15 protein-coding genes are annotated in these 21,951 nt (G+C 34.1%); 10 read left to right on the forward strand and 5 right to left on the reverse strand.

Going from position 1 to position 21,951, the window contains the following annotated elements:
- Positions 1–165: 165 nt before the first annotated feature.
- The 4 genes from UH7x_RS12795 to UH7x_RS12810 all read left to right on the forward strand — a co-directional run bounded on the left by UH7x_RS12795 (position 166) and on the right by UH7x_RS12810 (position 7,766).
- On the forward strand, positions 166–3,189 hold the full coding sequence (locus tag UH7x_RS12795; RefSeq protein WP_482360316.1) for a tetratricopeptide repeat protein: 3,024 nt from the start codon (positions 166–168) through the stop codon (positions 3,187–3,189).
- A gap of 6 nt (positions 3,190–3,195) precedes the next feature.
- Positions 3,196–4,974: a TonB-dependent receptor gene (locus tag UH7x_RS12800; protein ID WP_482360317.1), complete on the forward strand. Its 1,779-nt coding sequence runs from the start codon at positions 3,196–3,198 to the stop codon at positions 4,972–4,974.
- Between the two features lie 120 nt (positions 4,975–5,094).
- A complete protein-coding gene (locus UH7x_RS12805) occupies positions 5,095–6,519 on the forward strand; it encodes a hypothetical protein (protein ID WP_482360318.1) in 1,425 nt (474 codons plus the stop codon).
- Positions 6,520–6,644: 125 nt separating this feature from the next.
- Positions 6,645–7,766, forward strand: a complete 1,122-nt coding sequence (locus UH7x_RS12810; RefSeq protein ID WP_482360319.1) for an OmpA family protein — start codon at positions 6,645–6,647, stop codon at positions 7,764–7,766.
- A 22-nt stretch (positions 7,767–7,788) separates the two neighbouring features.
- On the opposite strand, the gene UH7x_RS12815 is transcribed toward UH7x_RS12810, so the two are convergent.
- Positions 7,789–8,568, reverse strand: a complete 780-nt coding sequence (locus tag UH7x_RS12815; protein ID WP_482360320.1) for an NIPSNAP family protein — start codon at positions 8,566–8,568, stop codon at positions 7,789–7,791.
- 141 nt (positions 8,569–8,709) lie between these two features.
- Here UH7x_RS12815 and UH7x_RS12820 point away from each other — a divergent pair, with 141 nt between their 5' ends.
- Positions 8,710–9,111, forward strand: coding sequence for a hypothetical protein (locus tag UH7x_RS12820; protein WP_482360321.1), 402 nt, complete (start codon positions 8,710–8,712; stop codon positions 9,109–9,111).
- A 97-nt stretch (positions 9,112–9,208) separates the two neighbouring features.
- Here the strand turns inward: UH7x_RS12820 and UH7x_RS12825 are convergent, their stop codons facing one another.
- Positions 9,209–9,748 carry a DUF2911 domain-containing protein gene (locus tag UH7x_RS12825; protein WP_482360322.1) on the reverse strand — a complete coding sequence of 180 codons (540 nt, stop codon included), beginning with the start codon at positions 9,746–9,748 and terminating at the stop codon, positions 9,209–9,211.
- 262 nt (positions 9,749–10,010) lie between these two features.
- Here UH7x_RS12825 and asnB point away from each other — a divergent pair, with 262 nt between their 5' ends.
- On the forward strand, positions 10,011–11,681 hold the full coding sequence (gene asnB, locus UH7x_RS12830; protein ID WP_482360323.1) for an asparagine synthase B: 1,671 nt from the start codon (positions 10,011–10,013) through the stop codon (positions 11,679–11,681).
- 313 nt (positions 11,682–11,994) lie between these two features.
- Positions 11,995–13,923 (forward strand): DNA topoisomerase (ATP-hydrolyzing) subunit B, encoded by a 1,929-nt coding sequence (gyrB, locus tag UH7x_RS12835; protein ID WP_482363604.1) that lies wholly within the window; start codon positions 11,995–11,997, stop codon positions 13,921–13,923.
- Positions 13,924–14,078: 155 nt separating this feature from the next.
- Here the strand turns inward: gyrB and UH7x_RS12840 are convergent, their stop codons facing one another.
- On the reverse strand, positions 14,079–14,447 hold the full coding sequence (locus UH7x_RS12840) for a hypothetical protein (RefSeq protein ID WP_482360324.1): 369 nt from the start codon (positions 14,445–14,447) through the stop codon (positions 14,079–14,081).
- Between the two features lie 571 nt (positions 14,448–15,018).
- The gene (locus tag UH7x_RS12845) at positions 15,019–15,387 is read right to left on the reverse strand and encodes a hypothetical protein (RefSeq protein WP_482360325.1); all 369 of its coding nucleotides are present in this window, start codon (positions 15,385–15,387) and stop codon (positions 15,019–15,021) included.
- 254 nt (positions 15,388–15,641) lie between these two features.
- Between UH7x_RS12845 and mdh the strand changes: the two genes are divergently transcribed.
- The 3 genes from mdh (at position 15,642) to secDF (ending at position 20,519) form a co-directional block, all read left to right on the forward strand.
- Positions 15,642–16,568 (forward strand): malate dehydrogenase, encoded by a 927-nt coding sequence (gene mdh, locus UH7x_RS12850; protein WP_482360326.1) that lies wholly within the window; start codon positions 15,642–15,644, stop codon positions 16,566–16,568.
- 140 nt (positions 16,569–16,708) lie between these two features.
- Positions 16,709–17,332, forward strand: coding sequence for a hypothetical protein (locus UH7x_RS12855; protein ID WP_482360327.1), 624 nt, complete (start codon positions 16,709–16,711; stop codon positions 17,330–17,332).
- A 205-nt stretch (positions 17,333–17,537) separates the two neighbouring features.
- Positions 17,538–20,519: a protein translocase subunit SecDF gene (gene secDF / locus UH7x_RS12860; protein WP_482360328.1), complete on the forward strand. Its 2,982-nt coding sequence runs from the start codon at positions 17,538–17,540 to the stop codon at positions 20,517–20,519.
- A gap of 35 nt (positions 20,520–20,554) precedes the next feature.
- Here secDF and UH7x_RS12865 read toward each other — a convergent pair whose 3' ends face one another.
- Complete coding sequence (locus UH7x_RS12865) at positions 20,555–21,799, reverse strand: ABC transporter ATP-binding protein (protein ID WP_482360329.1); 1,245 nt, start codon at positions 21,797–21,799, stop codon at positions 20,555–20,557.
- Positions 21,800–21,951: the final 152 nt, after the last annotated feature.

Genomic DNA, 21,951 nt, shown 5'->3' on the forward strand with positions numbered 1-21,951 from the left:
TGCACTTCCATTCGATTCATAAATATTTTTCCTTTGTAATATTATAGGCTCTATGTCTACTTAAAATAATAAGAAGTCAATAAATAACAGTGAAAAGCGTATTAAAATATACTTAGGTACAATATTTGACGTTATTAAAATTAATATAAGGTTAGTCAGAACGCTATGCTAAAAAGAATCACCGTTTTAATCCTCGTTTTCTCGGGGATGGTTTTTATTGGGAATGCCCAGGAAACTAAAATCTACACGCACGATCAGAAGATGTACCAAGATGCTTTAGCATTGTACAACAATGAACAATACCAAGCTGCGCAAACTTTATTTCAAAAAGTAAAAAACAATGCACAAGATGGTGAAACAAAATCTAATAGTGCTTATTACGAGGCTAACGCCGCTGTTCGCTTAAATCAATTAGGGGCCGATCGCTTAATGGAAGATTTTGTAGAACAATATCCGACTTCTACAAAAAGAAATAATGCATTTGCCGATGTGGCAGAATATTATTTTGAAACCGGCAAATATCCATATGCTTTAAAGTGGTATAACCGCGTGGATCAAGGAGCACTTTCTAGAGGGGAAATGGAGCGCTTTAATTTTAATTATGGTTATTCATTGTATTCTTCAAAGAAAACTAAGGAAGCTGAAAAATATTTAAATAAAGTTGTAGACTCTCCAGTTTACGGATCTCAAGCACAATACTATTTAGGTTATATATCGTATCAAGAAGATGATTACGAAGGTGCTAATCAACGTTTTGATGAAATCACGGATCCAGAAATTTTAGAAGAAAAGATGAGCTATTACCAAGCTGATATGAATTTTAAGCTTGGCAAATTCGAAGAAGCAATTGGGCTAGCGAAAAAATATCTTCCAAAAGCAGACCGTAAGGAAGTTTCTGAATTGAATAAAATTATTGGTGAGAGTTATTTCAATCTAAATCAATATGATAATGCAATTCCTTATTTAGAAGAATATAAAGGCAAGCGCGGTAAATGGAGTAATACGGATTATTATTTATTGGGTTATGCACATTATAAGCAAGGTGATTATACCGCTGCCGAACAACAATTCAATAAAATTATAGGTGGTACAAATAGTGTGTCGCAAAATGCATATTACCATTTGGCAGAATGTTATTTAAAATTGGGTAAAAAGCAGGAAGCGTTAAATGCTTTTCGCAATGCTTCTCAAATGGATTTTAGTGTAGAGATTCAACAAGATGCTTATTTAAACTATGCTCGTTTAAGTTATGAAATTGGAAATGCATACGAGCCTGTGCCTCAGGTTATTTCAAATTATTTAGAGAAATATCCGAACGGGAAAAATACACAAGAAATGCAAGGTCTTTTGGTTGATTCATATATCACATCAAAGAACTTTCAAGGAGCGATGGACTTACTTGAAAAAAATAGAAACTATGCTAGTAAAGCAACATATCAGCGTGTGGCTTTTTATAGAGGGGTAGAGCTTTTTGTGGCTGCCGATTATGATGGGGCTTCAGAAACATTTCAGAAATCTTTAGATAGTGCAGAAGATGCGTTGTTTACTGCTAGAACGAATTATTGGAAGGCCGAATCTGATTATATGTTGAATCGTTATGATGAAGCTCTTGCAGGTTTTAAACGTTTTCAGAGTAATCCTCAAGCATCTAGAACTAGCGAACAAAAAGAATTGGATTATAATCTAGCGTACACATATTTTAAACTAAAAGATTATGGACAGGCAATAGCCAGCTATAACAGTTATGCAGGTTCCGGTACAAATGATACGCATAAATTATACGATACCTATTTACGAATGGGTGATAGTTATTTTGTTACCAGTAAGTATTGGCCAGCAATTGAAACCTATAATAAGGCACTTGCATTATCAGGTCCAGAAAAAGATTATGCTGCTTATCATAAAGCTATTAGTTATGGTTTTGTTGGTAAACAAGATACCAAAATACAAGAGCTAACTAGTTTTGTTTCGAAGTATTCCAATTCCACATTAAAAGATGATGCGTTTTATGAATTAGGAAATACATATATCACAGCCGGACAAGAAAGTAAAGGATTGCAGTCTTACGATAGATTAATTAATGAGTATAGTGGAAGTTCTTTGGTGCCACAGGCGATGATGCGTCAAGGGTTAGTGTATTACAATTCTGGAAATAATGAAAGAGCTCTGGAGCGATTTAAAACTGTAGTAAATAAATTTCCTAAAACACAAGAAGCAATACAGGCTGTAGCCACTGCCAAGTTAATTTATGTTGATACTGGTAGAGTAGATGAGTATGCCGCATGGGTACGTGACTTGGATTTTGTTGAGGTAACCGATTCTGAACTAGATAATGCTACTTATGAATCTGCTGAAAAACAGTTGAGAGATGGTAATAATGATGCTGCAATTAGGGCCTATGAAAAGTATTTAAAAGAGTTTCCCAATGGATCACATAGTGTAAATGCTAATTTTAATTTAGCACAATTATACTTTGGTAAATCACAAAAAGAAACTGCGTTGCCACACTACAAATTTGTAGCCGATAATGGAGTAGGGGAGTATACCGAACAGGCTTTAACAAGGGTCTGCGAAATATATATTGGTGCAGATAATTATGCTGCAGCATTACCATATTTACAGCGTTTAGAAAGTCAGGCAAACATTCAACAAAATAAGATTTTTGCACAAAGTAATTTGATGAAGGGTTATTATGAACAGAAAAATTATGACCAGACCATAGCTTATGCAGAAAAGGTTTTGGCAACGCCATCTATTGATAATCGTATTAAAAGTGATGCACAAATTTTTATAGCGCGTTCCGCAATAGCAACTAATGACGAAGCGAGAGCAGAAATAGCTTATCAAGATGTAATGAAAATTGCTAGTGGTAGTTTAGCCGCTGAAGCATTGTATTATGATGCGTATTTTAAATTCAAATCGCAAGACCATGAAGGTTCGAATATATCAGTTCAGAAACTCGCAAAAGATTATGCCAGTTATAAAGAATGGGGTGGAAAAGGATTAGTGTTAATGGCTAAAAATTTCTATGCTTTAGGCGATGCTTATCAAGCTACTTATATTCTTGAAAACGTCACCTCTAATTTTACGCAATACCCAGAAATTGTTTCTGAAGCAAGAAGTGAATTGGCTATGATTAAGGCCAATGAATCAAAAAGTAATTCTTCAGTTAATCCTAATGGTAACTAGAACAAAATGAAATTGAGAACAGCAATGTACAAGCATATATTTATAATTTTTATTCCCGTTTTTCTATGGGGTGTAAATGTATCGGCACAAGAAGATGAAGGTGACGACGAAGATGGTTTGGGTACGGAAACGGTGACGGTTACGAAAGCTTACACGCCAACAATATCAGATGCATTTAAGATAAAATCGTTACCAGAAATGAACGATTCTATTGTGCTGCAAAAGAAAAATATTGAATACAATATTTTTTCGGTACCAGTTGCGTCAACGTTTACGCCTTCTAAGGGTAAAGCGGCAACAGTAAAGAGAACGCCGCCTCCTGTTTTGTTTAATTCGTATGCTTCAGTTGGAGCTGGAAACCCAGGAAATATATTAGCCGATTTTTATACCAGTAGATCTATAGGTCGTGAAGACCGATTAGATTTAGGACTAACACATAATTCTTCTCGTGGCGATTTTGATGACGTTACTTTTGATAACATATTTTCAGATTCGAAATTAGATGCTTCATTTTCGCAACGTGATAGAGATTTTGATTGGGTTGCTAATGTTGGTTTTCAGCACCAATTGTACAATTGGTATGGTACGCCAGAAGGGGCTTTAGAATTTGCAACCGTTGACGAGAAAGATGCACGTCAGAATTATTTTATGGCTGAGGTTGGTTCAAAACTTAATATGTCAGATTCGTTTTTTAAAAGTGGTGAGATATTATATCGTCGTTTTTGGGATAAATATAAATCGGGAGAGAATCGAGTTGTTTTCGAACCAGTATTTGATTTTCCAATTACAGATGAAGAATTGTCTTTAGGAGCAAAAGTTGATTGGGTAAACGGCAAGTTTGCCAACGGAAGTTTAAATAATACGGATAATACTGGAGAGATAAAATACAATAATTTGCAAGTTGGACTGAATCCTAATTTAAAAATTTTGCGGGATGATTTAACGTTACGATTGGGAGCGAAATTTATATATGGAATGGATTTGGAAAATAGTGATGGTAGTTTTCATATTTATCCAGATGTAACGGCATCTTATCGTTTGTTAGATGATGTAGCAATTGCATATGCTGGAGTAGTTGGAGATTTGCGACAAAATTCATATTACGAATTTGTTGAAGAGAATCCGTTTGTTTCGCCAACTTTATCTATGCAACCAACTGATCAACAATACGATGCTTATGTGGGATTAAAAGGACAATTGTTAACTAATTTAAGCTATAATATAAAGGGTTCATATAAGGCAGAAAACAGATTACCTTTATATAAATTGAACCCTATAAATACATATAGAGGTGAAGGGCCATATGTTTTTGGTAATTCATTTGATGTTTTTTATGATGATGTAAAAACCTTTGGTGTTTTTGGTGAGTTAAGTGTAGATGTAAATCGAAACTTTACACTAGGAGTTAATGCTGAATATTATTCGTACAATACCGAAACAGACAACCCAGCATGGAACCTTCCTGATTTAACCGGGAACTTTTTTATGGATTATCAAATTGGTGAAAAATGGTATATGGGAGCCAATTTATTTTACGTAGGAAAACGGAATGATTTTTCATCTACAGCAGTGCCAAGTACTCCAGCTAATTTATTTGCTTCTGAAATAATTGAATTGGATGGTTATTTTGACGCGAATGCCCATATTGGATATCGTTTAAATAAACAATTATCAATTTTTGCAAAGGCTGCTAATATTGCTAATAACAACTACCAACGCTGGTCTAATTATCAGGTGCAAGGACTTCAAATATTAGCTGGTGCAACGTATAAATTCGATTTTTAAGAAGTTATCCTTTATCGATTGGCATTAATCGTTAAAACAAAGCAGATTAACCTGTTATAATTCTTTTATTATGCAGGTTTCAGTATTTTTGTTACGCTATTTAAACGAAAATTTTTGTACATGTTCTCTATTAAGAATTTTAAAATCTTACTGATTTTTGTATTTATTGGGCTTTTATCTTGTTCATCAGATTCACCAGCTCCAACACCTACACCTACGCCAGAAGTTGATACGGATGGTGATGGTATTTTTGATAGTAAAGAAACTACAGACGGTACAGACAAAAATGATGCATGTGATCCAATACATGCTTCTGGTTATACGGCCTATAACTCTTCAAATGCTATCTGGGCGGCCGCAGATTGTGATAATGATGGTATTACTAATGCTGTGGAGGCTACTAATGGTACAGACCCGTATGTAGATGATTTAGATACCGATGGAGATGGTTTGTTAGATTCAGAAGAGATACTAGATGGTACTGATAAAAATGACCCATGTGATCCAATGCATAATGCTAATTATGACGAATACAATACTAGTAATGCCGCTTGGTCTGCTGCAGATTGTGATGCTGATGGTGTACTAAATGGAGACGAAGTAACAAATGCAACAGATCCATATGTTGATGATCGTGTTTTTGCAGTTGCAGAATTGTTGCCAAATCTGTCTGAGTTAAAAATATTTGATGGAGCACTTTCAGATTTAAAATTCAATAGAACTTCACACGAGTATAATTTAATAACACCATTGTATACCGATTATGCCTATAAGTTACGTTCAATATCTCTTCCTAAGAATGCTGAAATGACCTATAGTGGTGAAGGTTTATTAGAGTTTCCAGATAATTCTGTAATAACGAAAACCTTTTACTATTTAAATGATGTCAGAGATGAATCATTAGGTAAAAAGATAATTGAGACACGAGTTTTAATAAAAAAGAATGGTAGTTGGGAAATGGGGGAATACATTTGGAATGACGCTCAAACTGAAGCTGTATTAGAAGAGACTGATGATGTGAAAGTTGTGATTGTAGATTATAAAGATGATAATGGAGATTGGGAGTCTATAGCTTATGAAGTGCCTAATATGACCGCCTGTATACAATGTCATAATAACAACGGTACGAGTTTTCCAATTGGTCCAAAAGCTCGAAATATGAATCTAGAGGTTAATGGGAAGAATCAACTAGAGAGTTTTGCAGACAAAAATATGTTAAGTGGACTTACAGATATTTCTCAAATTGTGGTATTGCCAGATTGGGATGATACTTCAGAAACTTTAGAAAATAGAGCTAGAGCTTATATGGAGGTTAATTGTGCCCATTGTCATCAGCAGGGTGGTTTTAATGGAAACCCAGTAGTAGAAACGCTTGACTTTAGATTTGAAACTCCATTTGCTGATACGAACATTTCAGATAAAAAGGTAGATATTATACAACGTATAAATAGTGGATTTCCTAATTACGCGATGCCATATACGGGTACTACCATTAAACATGCAGAAGGTGTTCAACTAATTGAGGACTACATAAATAGTCTGTAATATGTGTAATTAGATTAGTAGCGAGTTGCTAAAGATACTTATTGGGTTAAAGGGCGTAAATCGATATTTATAAGTATTATGGAGTATCTGAATCGTTGTTTTTTTGAACCAGAAGAAGGTCTTTGATGCTAAATAGAACTACATTCTACAATTTCTTCCAGACATTTTGTCTATTCATTTCTCTTTCTGGTGTTGGACAAAACTTGGTGAAAAATGCCAGTTTTGAAACGTACAACAATTGTCCTACTCGACTTGGAAATTTAAAACACGATTTACAAGATTGGTCTGCTCCAACTTTAGGTTCTACAGATTATTTTAATTCTTGTAGTGTTGCCATGGGAACGCCTGAGAATTTTAATGGGTCTCAACCATCAAATTTTGGTAAAGGCTATGCTGGACTTTATTTATATGCTCCCGATGATTATAGAGAATATTTGCAAGTAGAATTAGAACATTCTTTGGTAAAAGGAAAAAATTATCGAGTTTCATTTTATGTAAGTCTAGCCGAACGTTCAGATTTTGCTATAAAAGAATTTGGCGTATTATTTTCCAACAATAAATTAGATGTAGCAATAAAGAAAGAACTTTCTAAAATGCATTTGTACAAACAAGAGGGTTACAAATATCATTATTTAGAAATAGGATATAGCAATTTTTATTCGGATACAAAAGACTGGATATTAGTACATACTCAATTTCGTGCAAAAGGAAACGAGAGATTCATTGTTATAGGTAATTTTAAAAGTAACAAGAGAACACGAATGTTCAAAACGAAACGTAATGCAAACCAAGGTGCCTATTATTATGTAGACATGGTTTCTGTTATCTTGGAAGACCCACCCAAGCATGAAGAACAACTCGTAGCCATAGCCGATGGAAAGGAAACAAAGAATATTGAATTAGATAAAAGTTATGTTTTTAAAAATGTCCTTTTCGAATTTGACAATTCGGTGCTATTACCTTATTCGAAAAAAGAATTGGAAAAGTTAGTGCATCATTTACAGTCCAATGCAATGCTTCAGGTTACAATTAATGGACATACGGACAATGTAGGTTCAATAAAATATAATTTACAGTTGTCAAATGAAAGGGCCGCTGCGGTAGCAGATTACCTGCAGCAATCCGGAATAAGTGAAAATCGTATTTCGAGCAACGGGTATGGCAGTACTGCACCTTTGTTAGATAATATAGATGAATCTAGTCGTAAACAAAACCGACGAGTCGAATTTGTAATTTCAAAAAAATAGCAAAGAGATAAAATTCAATTATCTAGTAATCGGAATAGTCAGTTGGGTATAAGTTATATTTATCAATATGCGACACATTGTTCTGGTATTCTGGTCTAACCTTAAGTTTAGCCCAAATAGGCGAGTCAGAAAAAGATTTCCAATTGGCCGTTTGAGCCTCTACGTTTTCGTGTGTTGTCATGTAAACTAGATTAGGCATATTAGCACCAGAAATAACAGTGCCATAAAAAACAGCATTAAAACCAAGATCATCAAATAACGGTACTTCACCGCCAGCATTAAACATATCTACTTTATTCAAATGTTGCTTTTCTGTCGATGATTCATAGCTTCTAAGTTCATACACTCGTTCCTTTCTTGGTCCTTCTAGTTTCGGCAATGCCATTTTGGGCATATCGATAAAGGCTTTTATTAAAATAGTCTGAATTCTTTTGTAGGGAGCATTGTCATAAGCGGCATCTAAGTAAGAGGCACCTTTAGAATTGTGAAGTTTGTTGTTCGCTAACTTTTCGTTTGTTGCAAGAAAATCATCCAAAGTCGAAAACGGAACTAACACATATGTTTTGCCAATAACAGAATCTCGGTCTTTAAATACACCAATTGTTGGAACACCTAATTCTTTTAATGCCGGTAAGTAGGCATCTTTTAAATAGTTATCAGTTGTTTCAATTTGTTGTGCGTTGTCGAAAGAATATATTTTAAGCTGATAAAATTCTTGTTGTTGGTCTTGTGCATGAGAAGTAGAAGTACTAAAAAGTGCGAAACACAGTAAAAAGACGATATGTTGAAATATTATTTTCATGTTTTTTTAATTTTAGTTTCGATAAACTTATGAAAGTGAATTGGAATTTCCTATTAATGCATTGAAGTTTGGTCAATATCACAAAAAGGTTATTTTTGTTAGGCTCAGGTAGTTGCTTGAGTATAATCTAATAATTAAGACATGAATTTTTTTAAATTAATTTCGTTGTTACTGACATTTACTTTATTGTTTTGCACTAGTATTTTACAGGCAAATCATGAAATAAAAACATCGCATACTATGGTTGAAGCTAAAGATGCGGTTTTAGGATCATGGGATTATTATGTGCCAGGAGTTGAACCAGCTTACTCAAAGGGCATTATGCATGTTACTAAATCTAATGGGGATTATGTTGTAAATCTAGAATTACCTGGAGGAACAATACCAACTGAAGATGTTGTAGTTAAGGAGAATGAAATTTCATTCGCTTTGTATGTAGAAAGTATGCTTGTAAATGTAAATATTGTAATTGATGGTGATGCACTAACTGGCTCAGGAAATACTAATCAAGGAGCTTTTACAATGACAGGTAGTCGAAAATAATATAATGATTACGTTGCTAGAATTAGCGTACGAATTTATACGTAAAAAAAACCGTCAACTTTACATTGACGGTTTTTTAGTTTAAATTTTTTCCAATTTAAATTTTAATAGGTAAACTAACTCTAGTCGTGCCCCAACCCATTATCATATTAGCACCATCGTCAGTTTTATCAAAAATTATAGAAAAAGCTTCTATTGATTCATCACTAGTACTTTCGCTAGCCTTAGCTCGAGCAACATCAGCAGATTTATTATAACTATAAGCACCCCATTGGTTTAAATTTTTATTTAAAATAATAGTCCATTCTCCGCTACCTGGAATTGAGAATAAAGAATAGGTTCCGGCTTTAACTGCAGAATCACCAATTGTAGCATCTTTGTAAAAAGTAATTTCTACTGCTTCATTAGCACCTGTACGCCATACTTCGCCAGCTTTCGCTAATTCCGAAACCGAACGTCCTTTAAGCTGGGGTCTACTGTATACAACTTTTATAGATTTTTCAGAGCTTTTATGTCCTGATGGAAAAGTTTCAATATCGGCTGGGCTTTTATCAAGTCCACTAAAATTTTGAGCATTCGCTTGCGTTGCGAAAGTCATTGCTATCGCCATAAAAGCGATGGTAAGTAAGTTTTTCATAATGTGTCTGTGTATTATTGGATTTATTCCAAATTTAGAAAAGTTAAAACTAATTCATATAACTATAAATAGTAACAAAGCAGTCGTTAAAATTTATACAACTTACAGAATGCTATAAATCACTAATAGTTTATGGTTAAAAATAATAATTAATATTAAAAAACCATTTAATGATTGCAATTTGTAACTTAAATATGTTTTTGTGTTTCAATATATAATAAATGAATGCATCTTTGCCTTTCAATTAGTTAATATTTAGATTATGTGCGGAATTGTATGTGCTTTTGATTTAAAGCAAGAGGCAGAAGATTTAAGACCTCAAGTATTAGAAATGTCTAAGAAAATTAGACATAGAGGTCCAGATTGGAGTGGTATTTATAGTGATGATAAAGTAATCATGGCTCATGAAAGATTGGCTATTGTAGATCCAGCATCTGGGCAGCAACCATTATTTAGCGAAGACAAGAATTTGATTTTAGCTGCAAATGGTGAAATATATAATCATCGTGAATTAAGAAAACAATTTGACGGAAAATATAATTTTCAAACTGCTTCTGATTGTGAAATAATATTAGCATTATATAAAGAAAAAGGTGTCGACTTTATTGATGAAATGAATGGCATATTTGGTTTTGCTTTATACGACGTTGAAAAAGACGAGTATTTTATAGCTAGAGACCATATGGGAATTATTCCTTTATATATTGGATGGGATCAAAACGGAACTTTTTATGTAGCTTCAGAATTAAAAGCCTTAGAAGGAGTTTGTACTAAAATAGAGCTTTTCCCTCCCGGACATTACATGTCCAGTAGTGATGGTAAGTTTGTGAAATGGTGGAATCGTGAATGGCGCGAATACGATGCTGTAAAAGAAAATGAAACGAGTATTGCAGAAGTTAAGGAAGCTTTAGAGGCAGCAGTACACAGACAGTTAATGTCTGATGTGCCTTACGGAGTATTATTATCGGGAGGTTTAGATTCTTCAGTAACGTCTGCCATTGCAAAAAAATATGCTCAAAAAAGAATTGAGTCAGACGATACATCAGAAGCATGGTATCCACAATTGCATTCTTTTTCAGTAGGGTTAGAGGGTTCTCCAGATTTAGCGGCGGCACAAAAAGTAGCTGATTATATAGGTACGGTACACCATGAAATTAAGTTTACAATTCAAGAGGGATTAGATGCAATAAAAGATGTTATCTATAATATAGAAACTTATGATATTACTACAATTCGTTCTTCGACTCCTATGTATTTAATGGCAAGAGTTATTAAGTCTATGGGAATAAAAATGGTGCTTTCTGGTGAGGGTGCAGATGAGATATTTGGAGGTTATTTATACTTTCATAAAGCTCCAAATGCCCAAGAATTCCATGAAGAAACAGTACGAAAATTAGACAAGTTACACATGTATGATTGTTTAAGAGCAAATAAAAGTTTGATGGCTTGGGGTATCGAAGGGCGAGTGCCGTTTTTAGATAAAGAATTTATAGATGTAGCAATGCGTTTAAACCCTAAAGATAAAATGATTAATGGTGAACGTATGGAAAAGTGGATTATAAGAAAAGCTTTTGAAGATATGCTACCAGAAAGTGTTGCGTGGAGACAGAAAGAACAATTTTCTGACGGAGTTGGATATAGTTGGATTGATACCTTAAAAGAAGTAGTTAACGAAGCTGTTTCTGATGAGCAATTAGCGAATGCAAAATTTAGATTTCCAATTCAAACTCCGCAAAACAAAGAAGAGTTTTATTATCGATCTATTTTCGAAGAGCATTTTCCATCCGATGCAGCTGCGTTAAGTGTACCTCAAGAAGCAAGTGTTGCTTGTAGTACTGCCATTGCGTTAGAATGGGATGCGGCCTTTAAAAATATGAATGAGCCTTCGGGAAGAGCAATTGCTAAAGTTCATGATAAAGCATACGATAAATAGTAATTTCTATCAATTAAATAAATATAACCCTGCCAATTGGCAGGGTTTTTTGTGTAATAAGGATGTTGTTTAAAAGCTTTTTTATGTCTCCTTAAATAGAACATTTTTACACTTTAAATTTTCCACAATAGTTGTTAATAACTTAGGGGTATCTGAGGTCTTATGAAGCTATGTTTTATAGGCTATTGCGTATATTTGTAAGATTGCAAAATTTGAATTGAAAACAACTCAATAATTTATGAGCGAAGAAGCTAAAAACGAAGGTCAAGAAAACGAAAAACCGCAGGACGCCAAAAAGAATGAAAGCGCACCTATGAAGGATTATTCAGCAGACAGTATTCAGGCCTTAGAAGGTATGGAGCATGTTCGTATGCGTCCTTCCATGTATATCGGTGACGTTGGAGTGAGAGGATTACACCATTTAGTTTACGAAGTAGTAGATAACTCTATTGATGAGGCAATGGGTGGCCATTGTGATACTATAAGTGTCATAATAAATGAAGATAATTCTGTTACTACACAAGATAACGGTAGGGGTATACCTGTAGGTTTACACAAGAAAGAAGGTGTTTCGGCACTTCAAGTTGTAATGACCAAGATTGGAGCAGGTGGTAAGTTCGATAAAGATTCTTATAAAGTTTCTGGTGGTTTGCATGGTGTGGGTGTTTCATGTGTTAATGCCTTATCAAGTCATTTGAGAGCTACCGTTCATAAAGATGGGAAGATATGGGAACAAGAGTATGAAAGAGGTAAAGCATTATATCCTGTAAAAAGTATTGGTGAAACAGACATCCGTGGTACCATTGTTACCTTTACACCAGATACAACCATATTCAAGCAAACAATAGAATATAGCTACGAGACACTTGCTAATCGTATGCGTGAACTTTCCTTTTTAAATAAAGGTGTAACCATTAGTATAATGGATAAGCGCCAGAAGGATAAAGAAAGCGAAACAGGTTATGTTGGTGAGACTTTTTATTCTGATGAAGGGTTAAAAGAATTTGTTAAGTTTTTAGATGGTTCTCGAGAAGCTTTAATTCAGAATGTTATCGCCATGGAAGGTGAGAAGAATGACATTCCTGTTGAAGTTGCAATGACTTACAATACATCATACACCGAGAACTTACATTCGTATGTAAATAATATCAACACGCACGAAGGAGGTACTCATTTATCCGGATTTAGAAGAGGATTAACAAGTACGCTTAAAAAGTATGCAGATGCTTCAGGAATGCTCGATAAATTGAAATTCGAGATTCAGGGTGATGATTTCCGAGAAGGTTTAACGGCTATCGTTTCTGTAAAAGTTGCCGAACCTCAGTTTGAAGGTCAAACAAAAACAAAATTAGGAAACAGAGAAGTATCTTCTGCTGTTAGTCAGGCTGTGTCTGAAATGCTGACGAATTATTTAGAAGAGCATCCAGATGATGCTAAGATAATTGTGCAAAAAGTAATCCTTGCCGCGCAAGCAAGACATGCTGCTACCAAAGCAAGAGAAATGGTACAGCGTAAGACAGTAATGAGTATTGGTGGCTTACCAGGTAAACTCTCAGACTGTTCAGATCAAGACCCTGTAAATTGTGAGGTATTCTTAGTTGAGGGTGACTCGGCGGGTGGAACGGCCAAACAAGGGCGCGATAGATTTTTCCAAGCGATACTTCCTTTACGTGGTAAGATATTAAATGTTGAAAAAGCAATGCCGCACCGTGTTTTTGATAATGAAGAAATAAAAAATATCTACACAGCATTAGGTGTTTCTATCGGTACTGAAGAAGATAGTAAGGCTTTGAATATTGAAAAGTTACGTTATCATAAAGTTGTAATTATGTGTGATGCCGATGTCGATGGTAGTCACATTGAAACTTTAATATTAACCTTTTTCTTTAGATATATGCGTGAACTAATCGATAGTGGTCATGTTTATATTGCAACACCGCCTTTATATTTAGTGAAGAAAGGTCAGAAAAAACGATATGCTTGGAGTGACGAAGAGCGTGATGAAATAGCAGATAGTTATAGTGGAGGTGTAAGCATACAGCGTTACAAAGGTTTGGGTGAAATGAATGCAGAACAATTGTGGGATACTACAATGAATCCTGAATTTAGAACTTTACGTCAAATTACAATTGATAATGCTACAGAGGCAGATCGTGTATTTTCTATGTTAATGGGTGATGAGGTGCCACCAAGAAGAGAGTTTATTGAGAAAAATGCAGTTTACGCCAACATTGATGTTTAAATGTTAATAGCTTCTAACTCAATTTAGTTTATAAAAAAACCCAGCTATTCGCTGGGTTTTTTCTTTGCACAAATCAAAGAGCCCCGAATCTTTGAAATATAATTCAGGGCATTTTTTAATTAGGGTAAATAGGGGTTTCGAATTGTAGGTTACAATTATTCTCTTATGGCTAATAGACTTCCGTTTACAAATTCTAACATATCACCATCTAACGAACCTTTCATGCTAACTTTATTAACAGGTAAATCAGTTCCTGGGTATGTTATAGTGTAAACACCATCTTCTTCAGTCCATCTAAAATCTGTTTTATAATCTATTACATTATTATTGTATTGATGATATCTTCCAAGATATGCATCATTAAAAGTCCATTCATGAGATATGTTTTCATTGCTCTTACTAGCAGATGAAATAGTCTTATCATTCCATATACCAATAATTGGATCATCGTTTTCTTCTATCTGTGAACAACTTGATAAAAAAATGATAAACACGACGGTTAGAAGGGTAGATACATTTTTCATGATTTTAAAATTTTTAGGTTAGGGGACATTATTAAAACGGGATTGGAAAGACTATTATTAGTGCGTTTCGACGACTGACACGCCTTTAAGGCATTCTTCGATGAACGTATTTAATTTTTAACAAGAGTGCATTTTGTCGATCGGTGTAAGGGTTGTTTTCATCGATTAAAGATCCGATGAAATGCATGGTGAATTTGAAGTCAATATTATAAACAGAAAATTAAAACTGAGCGTTCTGAAAAATACATCTAGCAGTATAAATCATTTTTAAAATTTAAGTTATTCAGATTCTACATTGTTCTATAAATGAGATCAGTTAATGATCAACCTTATTAGTAATTTTCTAAATGTAATACCAAGCAATATGTTGTTGAATTTTAATTTATGTAGCGTCTGTCCTAACTAAAAGAGCAAAATATTGGGGATGAAAAATTAACGTTAAGCCGGAAAGAGAAATATAGTATTGTGCACTGCGTGTTAGTGATAGAAAAAAGCCCTGAGATTTCGCGGGTGCAAAGTTTCAGGGCGTTTTTTAATTAAGGTAAAAGGGGTTTCGAATTGTAGGTTACAATTATTCTCTAATGGCTAGAAGGCTTCCGTTCGTAAATGCTAACATGTCACCATCTTGCGAACCTTTCATACTAACCTTAGTGGAAGGTAAATCAGTTCCAGGATATGTTATCGTATATACGCCGTCTTCTTCTGACCATTTAAAATCTGTTTTAAAATCTATTTTATTGTTGTTATAACTTTGGTATCTTCCAAGGTAGGCATCGTTAAAAATCCATTCTTGATTTTTCGCCTCAGTGCTTTTTTCGGCTTCAGTGATACTCTTATCATTCCATATTCCAATTATGGGATCATTGTTATCTTCTATTCTTGTACAGTTGGCTGCAAAAATGATAGCTAGGATGGCTAAAAATGAGTATAAGCGTTTCATAATAAGTAGGTTTCGGGTTTGGGACCTTTATTAAAACGCTTATGCTATATTTATTATTTGTGTATTTCGATGTACGGTACAGTTTTATCGTTTACTTCGACGTAAGTCTTCATTTTTTAACAAGAGTGCATTTTGACGATCGTTGTAATGACTATTTTTTCCGATTAATGATTCGATAAAATGCAGGGTTGCTTTAAAATCAGTATTTTTGAAATCCGAAAAGAAGAAAAAATCATTTTAAAACATAAAAAAGTATGAAAGTTACCGTTGTTGGCGCTGGAGCAGTTGGCGCAAGTTGTGCAGAATATATTGCTATTAAGAACTTTGCCTCTGAAGTAGTATTGTTAGATATTAAGGAAGGTTACGCAGAAGGTAAAGCTATGGACCTTATGCAAACGGCTTCTTTAAATGGTTTTGATACCAAAATAACGGGAACTACATCAGATTATTCAAAATCTGCGGATAGTGATATTGCTGTTATTACATCTGGTATTCCAAGAAAACCAGGGATGACTCGTGAAGAGTTAATTGGTATTAATGCAGGAATTGTTAAGACTGTATCTGAGAACTTGATTAAGCATTCACCTAATGTTATCCTTATAGTAGTAAGTAATCCTATGGATACAATGACATACTTGGTGCATAAGACAACTGATTTACCTAAGAATAGAATTATTGGTATGGGTGGTGCATTAGATAGCGCTCGTTTTAAATATCGTTTGGCTGAAGCTTTAGGGTCGCCAATATCAGATGTTGATGGTATGGTAATCGGTGGGCATAGTGATAAAGGTATGGTACCCTTAACATCACATGCAACTAGAAATAGTATCAGGGTATCTGAGTTTTTATCAGAAGAACGCTTAACGCAAGTTGCTGAAGATACTAAAGTTGGTGGTGCAACACTAACAGGTCTTTTAGGTACGAGTGCTTGGTACGCGCCAGGTGCTGCGGTTTCAGGTTTAGTTCAGGCTATAGCTTGTGATCAGAAAAAAATGTTTCCTTGTTCTACATATTTAGAAGGAGAATACGGATTAAGTGATATTTGTATTGGAGTGCCTGTAATATTAGGTAAAAATGGTATCGAACAGATTGTAGATATTCCATTAACTGATGCTGAGAAGGCTAAAATGCAAGAAAGTGCAGCAGGAGTTTCTAAGACAAATGGTCTTTTAGAATTATAGGCTTTAAATGCTACATGCAATAAATAAAGAGTCTTCATAGTTAAGCTATGAAGACTTTCTTTTTACAAGGATAAGTTCCATAAATATTTATATTGTAAAAAATAGATTACGCAATACTTCTTTATTTTTATATTTGTCGCATGAATACAAAATGGTATATAAGTACTTTACTTATTATTTTAGCCTTAATAGGTCTAAATCATGAACAAACTAGAGTCGCTAATCAGCAAATTGTATTACATTTTGCGGATGCAGAAATGACTTCGGAAGGCTCACATGATGAAGCTTTGGCGGCAATTACCATAAAGTTACAAGAACTAGGTATTGCTAATCTTGAAATAATAGAAAATAAAGGTACGCAACTAAGTATACGTTATTACAGTGATATTGATGCTGTTAGTGTAGAAGAATTTCTTTCTCAAGATAGTGAACTGTCAATAATATATAGTGATATAGACCAAACTCCTTTTGATTTTCCAAAAGATCAACTTCCTAAAACTTATAGTCTAGTTGTTTCTAATATTCAGCAACAAACTGAAGATGGGTTGGGTTTGAATGGAAAATTTGCTTATGAATTAAATCAAGATTATAAAGTACTTTTTGTTCCGGTTGTCTTACAGCGTAATAATTCTATAGTTTTTGGTCAGGATGCCTATGTACAAGTAGCATTCAAAACTAATAACGTTATTGCTATTACCATAGATAATACTTCACAGACTATTCCAGAAGTAAGGGCAGGGCCTTATGTTCATATGAATAGTTAAGTGTTTATTGATTAATAATTAATAGACCTAGAATTATTCTAAGATTATTTTAATATAAATAGCACCGCTAAAGAGTACATATACTTCACGTCAAGTAGTCTTTAGTTTTTCTAATCAAACAACATCATAATTAATTTAATGTAATCCATAATGATATTTTATAGTATAACGACTGTAGAATATTGTTAACTTAAATAATAATACAATGCAAAATAAAGGACTTATAAAGCTTTTTGCTTTCTTGTTCGGATTAGTTAGTATTTACCAACTATCCTATACGTTTGTTACAAACAAAGTAGAAAAAGAGGCAACAGTTTTTGCCAATAGTCGCATTTCAGAGAGCGAAGACAATTTTACAACCAAAAGAGAAGAACTTCAAGTTCGCTATCTCGATTCTATTGGAGACGTTTCAGTTTTTGGTTATACTGATTATAATGACGCTAAGAAAAAAGAACTTAATAAAGGTCTTGACCTTAAAGGGGGAATTAACGTTACGCTTCAGATTTCAGTGAAAGACATTTTAAAAGGTCTGGCGAATAATACCAAAAATCCGGTATTTAATAAAGCTCTAGCTGATGCTGATACAGCATCTAAAAATAGTGATGATACCTATCTCGATTTATTTTTTGATGCTTGGGATAATATAAAAGGAGATTCAAAATTGGCTTCACCAGATATCTTTTTTACAAAAGGTCTTAGTGAAGAGATTGGTAGTATGGATGATGCTACGGATGATGCAGTAAAAAGAATCTTAAGAACTAAGGTTGATGAGTCTGTTGAGTCTGCTTTTGAAGTTTTACGTGAACGTATTGATGGTTTTGGTGTTACACAACCAAACATTCAACGTGAGGGTAACTCAGGTCGTATTTTGGTTGAACTGCCAGGGGCTCGAGATATAGCTCGTGCACAAGATCTTTTATCTAGTACTGCTCAATTAGAGTTTTGGGAAACTTATGAAACAGGAAATCAAAATATTTTAAAATTCTTCTATGATGCGAACATGAAGTTGAAGGATATTTTGGAGCCTACAACTGTACAAGCCGATGAGACTATAAATAAAGCTGAATCGGAAATTGATTCGTTATTGTCAGATGTAGCTCAAGACTCTTTGGATTTAGCGAGTGAGTTTAATCCTCTTTTAAGCAAATTTGAACCAGCACCGTTAGGTTATGCAGTTGGTTCTGCTGCCGTTAAAGATACTGCAGAAGTAGGGTCGTATTTAAGAATGCCAGAAATTAGAAGGTTATTACCAACTGAGATTCAGTTTACAAAATTCTTCTGGGAAAGACCGGCTGATGAAAATGCAGAGCGTGTACGTCTTTTTGCTGTTAAGGCAAGTAGAGATGGTGTGCCAAGAATGAGTGGTGATGTAGTTTCTGATGCTAGTGATATTTTTGATGAATATAACAAGCCAGCTATTAGCGTTAACATGAATGTTAGAGGAGCTAAAGAATGGGAAAAGCTTACAGGTGATGCTTTTAATAATCAAACTGGTATCGCAATTGTTTTAGATAATAAGGTGTATACTGCGCCGGGTGTTTCATCAGGTCCAATTTCAGGTGGTAGTACGCGTATTACTGGTCCTAATTTTACAATTACAGAAACAAAGGATATTGCCAACGTTCTACGTGCTGGTAAACTTCCCGCTTCTGCAGAAATTATTCAATCGGAGATAGTTGGTCCTTCTTTAGGTCAAGAAGCGATTAGTAGTGGTTTTATGTCGTTTATGATTGCCATGGCCATCGTATTACTATGGATGGTGTTCTATTATGGTAAAGCCGGAATTTTTGCTGATATAGCTTTGCTGTTCAATATATTATTAATTTTTGGTGTGCTAACCAGTCTAGGAGCTGTCTTAACATTGCCAGGTATTGCTGGTATTGTATTAACTATAGGTATGTCTGTTGATGCGAACGTACTTATTTTTGAAAGGATTAAAGAAGAGTTGGCTAAAGGTAAAGGTAAGCGCGAGGCCGTTCAAGATGGTTTTAGTAACGCCTTGTCATCAATTTTAGATGCGAATATTACCACTGGTCTTACAGCTGTAATTCTATTCATTTTTGGAACAGGACCAATTAAAGGTTTCGCAACTACCTTATTAATAGGTATACTTACTTCATTGTTTACTGCAATCTTTATCACTAGATTATTAGTAGATTGGTATTTAAGTGGCAGAGAAAGAAGATTAGATTTTAGTACAGGTTTAACTAAAAACTTGTTTAATAATATCAATATTGATTTCTTATCTAAAAGAAAAATCGCTTATATCTTTTCGGCTATTTTAGTTGGCGTTGGTATCTTTTCATTAATGACAAATGGTTTACAGCAAGGTGTAGATTTTATTGGTGGACGGTCGTATCAAATACGTTTCGAGAAAGTTGTTAATCCATCTGAAATTGCTTCGGAGCTGAACACTGTGTTTGGTAGTGGTACAAATGTGAAGACTTTTGGTGAATCTAATCAGATAAAAGTAACAACACCTTATAAGGTAGATGTTGAAGGTATAGAAGTTGATGATGAGATTCAGAATAAATTATTCACTTCTTTACAAAAGTATTTACCAGACGGAATGTCGTATGATAGTTTTGTGCTTGGTACAGAAGATAAAGCAATAGGTATAATGCAATCTATGAAAGTAGGTCCGACTATTGCAGATGATATTAAGAAGAATGCATTCTTAGCAATAATCGGTTCGCTAGCGGTAGTCTTTTTATACATCTTGTTTAGATTTAGAAAATGGCAATTTTCATTGGGTGCTGTTGTTGCAGTATTCCATGATGTTATGATTGTATTAGGTGTTTTCTCACTCTTTGGAAAAATCATGCCTTTTAATATGGAGATTGATCAAGCATTCATTGCTGCAATCTTAACCGTAATTGGTTATTCATTGAATGATACCGTTGTAGTGTTTGACCGTATTCGTGAAATAGTTGAAGAAAAAGGATGGAAATCTGGCGCTAATATTAATTTGGCTTTAAACAGCACTTTAAGTCGTACTTTAAATACTTCTTTAACTACATTGGTGGTATTATTAGCCATCTTTACTTTTGGTGGTGAATCTTTAAGAGGATTTATGTTCGCAATGATTATAGGAGTTGTTATTGGTACATATTCGTCTGTATTTATTGCTACACCTACAATGTTTGATACTTTAAAAAAGAAGATTCAAGACGGTAGTGAAGAATAAACAAATATTTTATTTAAAATATAAAAGGCCACTGTTTAGTGGCCTTTTTTTATGCTTCCAATCGAACCTTGGTCCGTCTTTTTTAGTTCGTAGATAAAATCGGGTTTAAGATCTGGTTCTGTTCGATGGGAAACAAAAATTATTGCCGTCTCACTTTCACTAGAAAATTTGTTTACTAGTTGTACAAATAGTGATGCGCTATTATCATCGAGCCCAGCGGTTGGTTCATCAAAAATAAGAAGGATTGGATGTTTTATCATGGCTCTAGCACACATAATTAATCGCTTTTGGCCCATACTTAAATCGTGAAAAAGTTTGCTTCTTAATTCCCACATGTCAATTAATTGAAGCCATGTTTTAGCAGTTCTTAGTTGTATCTCTGTTGGTTTGGTGTAAAGTCCAATAGAATCGTTTAGGCCACTTATTATCATATTTTCAACAGAATGATACCCAGTAAATTTATCAGTCATTGAAGGGGTGAAATAACCGATTTTCTTTTTTATGTCCCATACACTTTCTCCACTTCCTTTTTTGGTTCCGAAAATGTAAAGTTCCTGGCCATAGCCTTTAGGATTTTCACCAGTAATCATAGAAAGAATAGTAGTCTTACCCGTGCCATTATTCCCTTTTAATTCCCAAAAATCGCCTTTCTGTATAGTTAAATTTATATCTTTTAGAACTGGTTTTTCTAAGTAAGAAACATTTACATCTTTTAATTCGATTAATACTTTTTCAGAATATTTCAACTTTTCAATCGGAGGGGGAATGTTATCTGAGAATAAATTTTTGGTTAGGTTTTCCTCAGTTTTTAAAGAAACTAGTTTTACAATCTTTTCTACATTCAGTTTATAAAAAGATTTTATAAACGGTAAAACATCAGACTTTCTACTAATAATTTGTACCAGAGAAACTGTATCGCAAATTTCGCGTAGCTTATCTTTTAAGTTAGCCTGTGATTCTACATCAAGATTATCAAAAGGATTATCTAATATTATATAATCAGGCTTGCTATTTATTATATGCAGGAGCAATGCTTTTTTCTGCTCTCCACTAGACATCGTTTTTAAAGCTTGTGGTGTAGTATCTGTAATTATTTTATTTCCATGGCGATCTTCAAGTTCAATAAATTTTGCCAAAGCTAATTTTGAAAATAGTGCACCCTTTAAATTTCTTAGGTCTTCAAAATCTTCTGGAGGATTTTGATTTAAAATAGAGGTTATAAAATGACCTTTGTTAGAATTATTATCTATAAATACAGCCCAGTGATTTTTTTTGTTCATTTCAAGTTTCGGTAATGTAATGTGCAATCGAAGTGGTACTAGTTACTTTTCAAATTTAGTTTAAAAAGATGAAGCCAAAATTATATCACAAAAAATAAGGTAGAAGGTTAATATATTACAGGATATTCAATTGTTGCCTCATAAAGTTTAAG

The sequence above is a fragment of the Aurantibacter sp. UH7 genome (genome assembly GCF_056839165.1).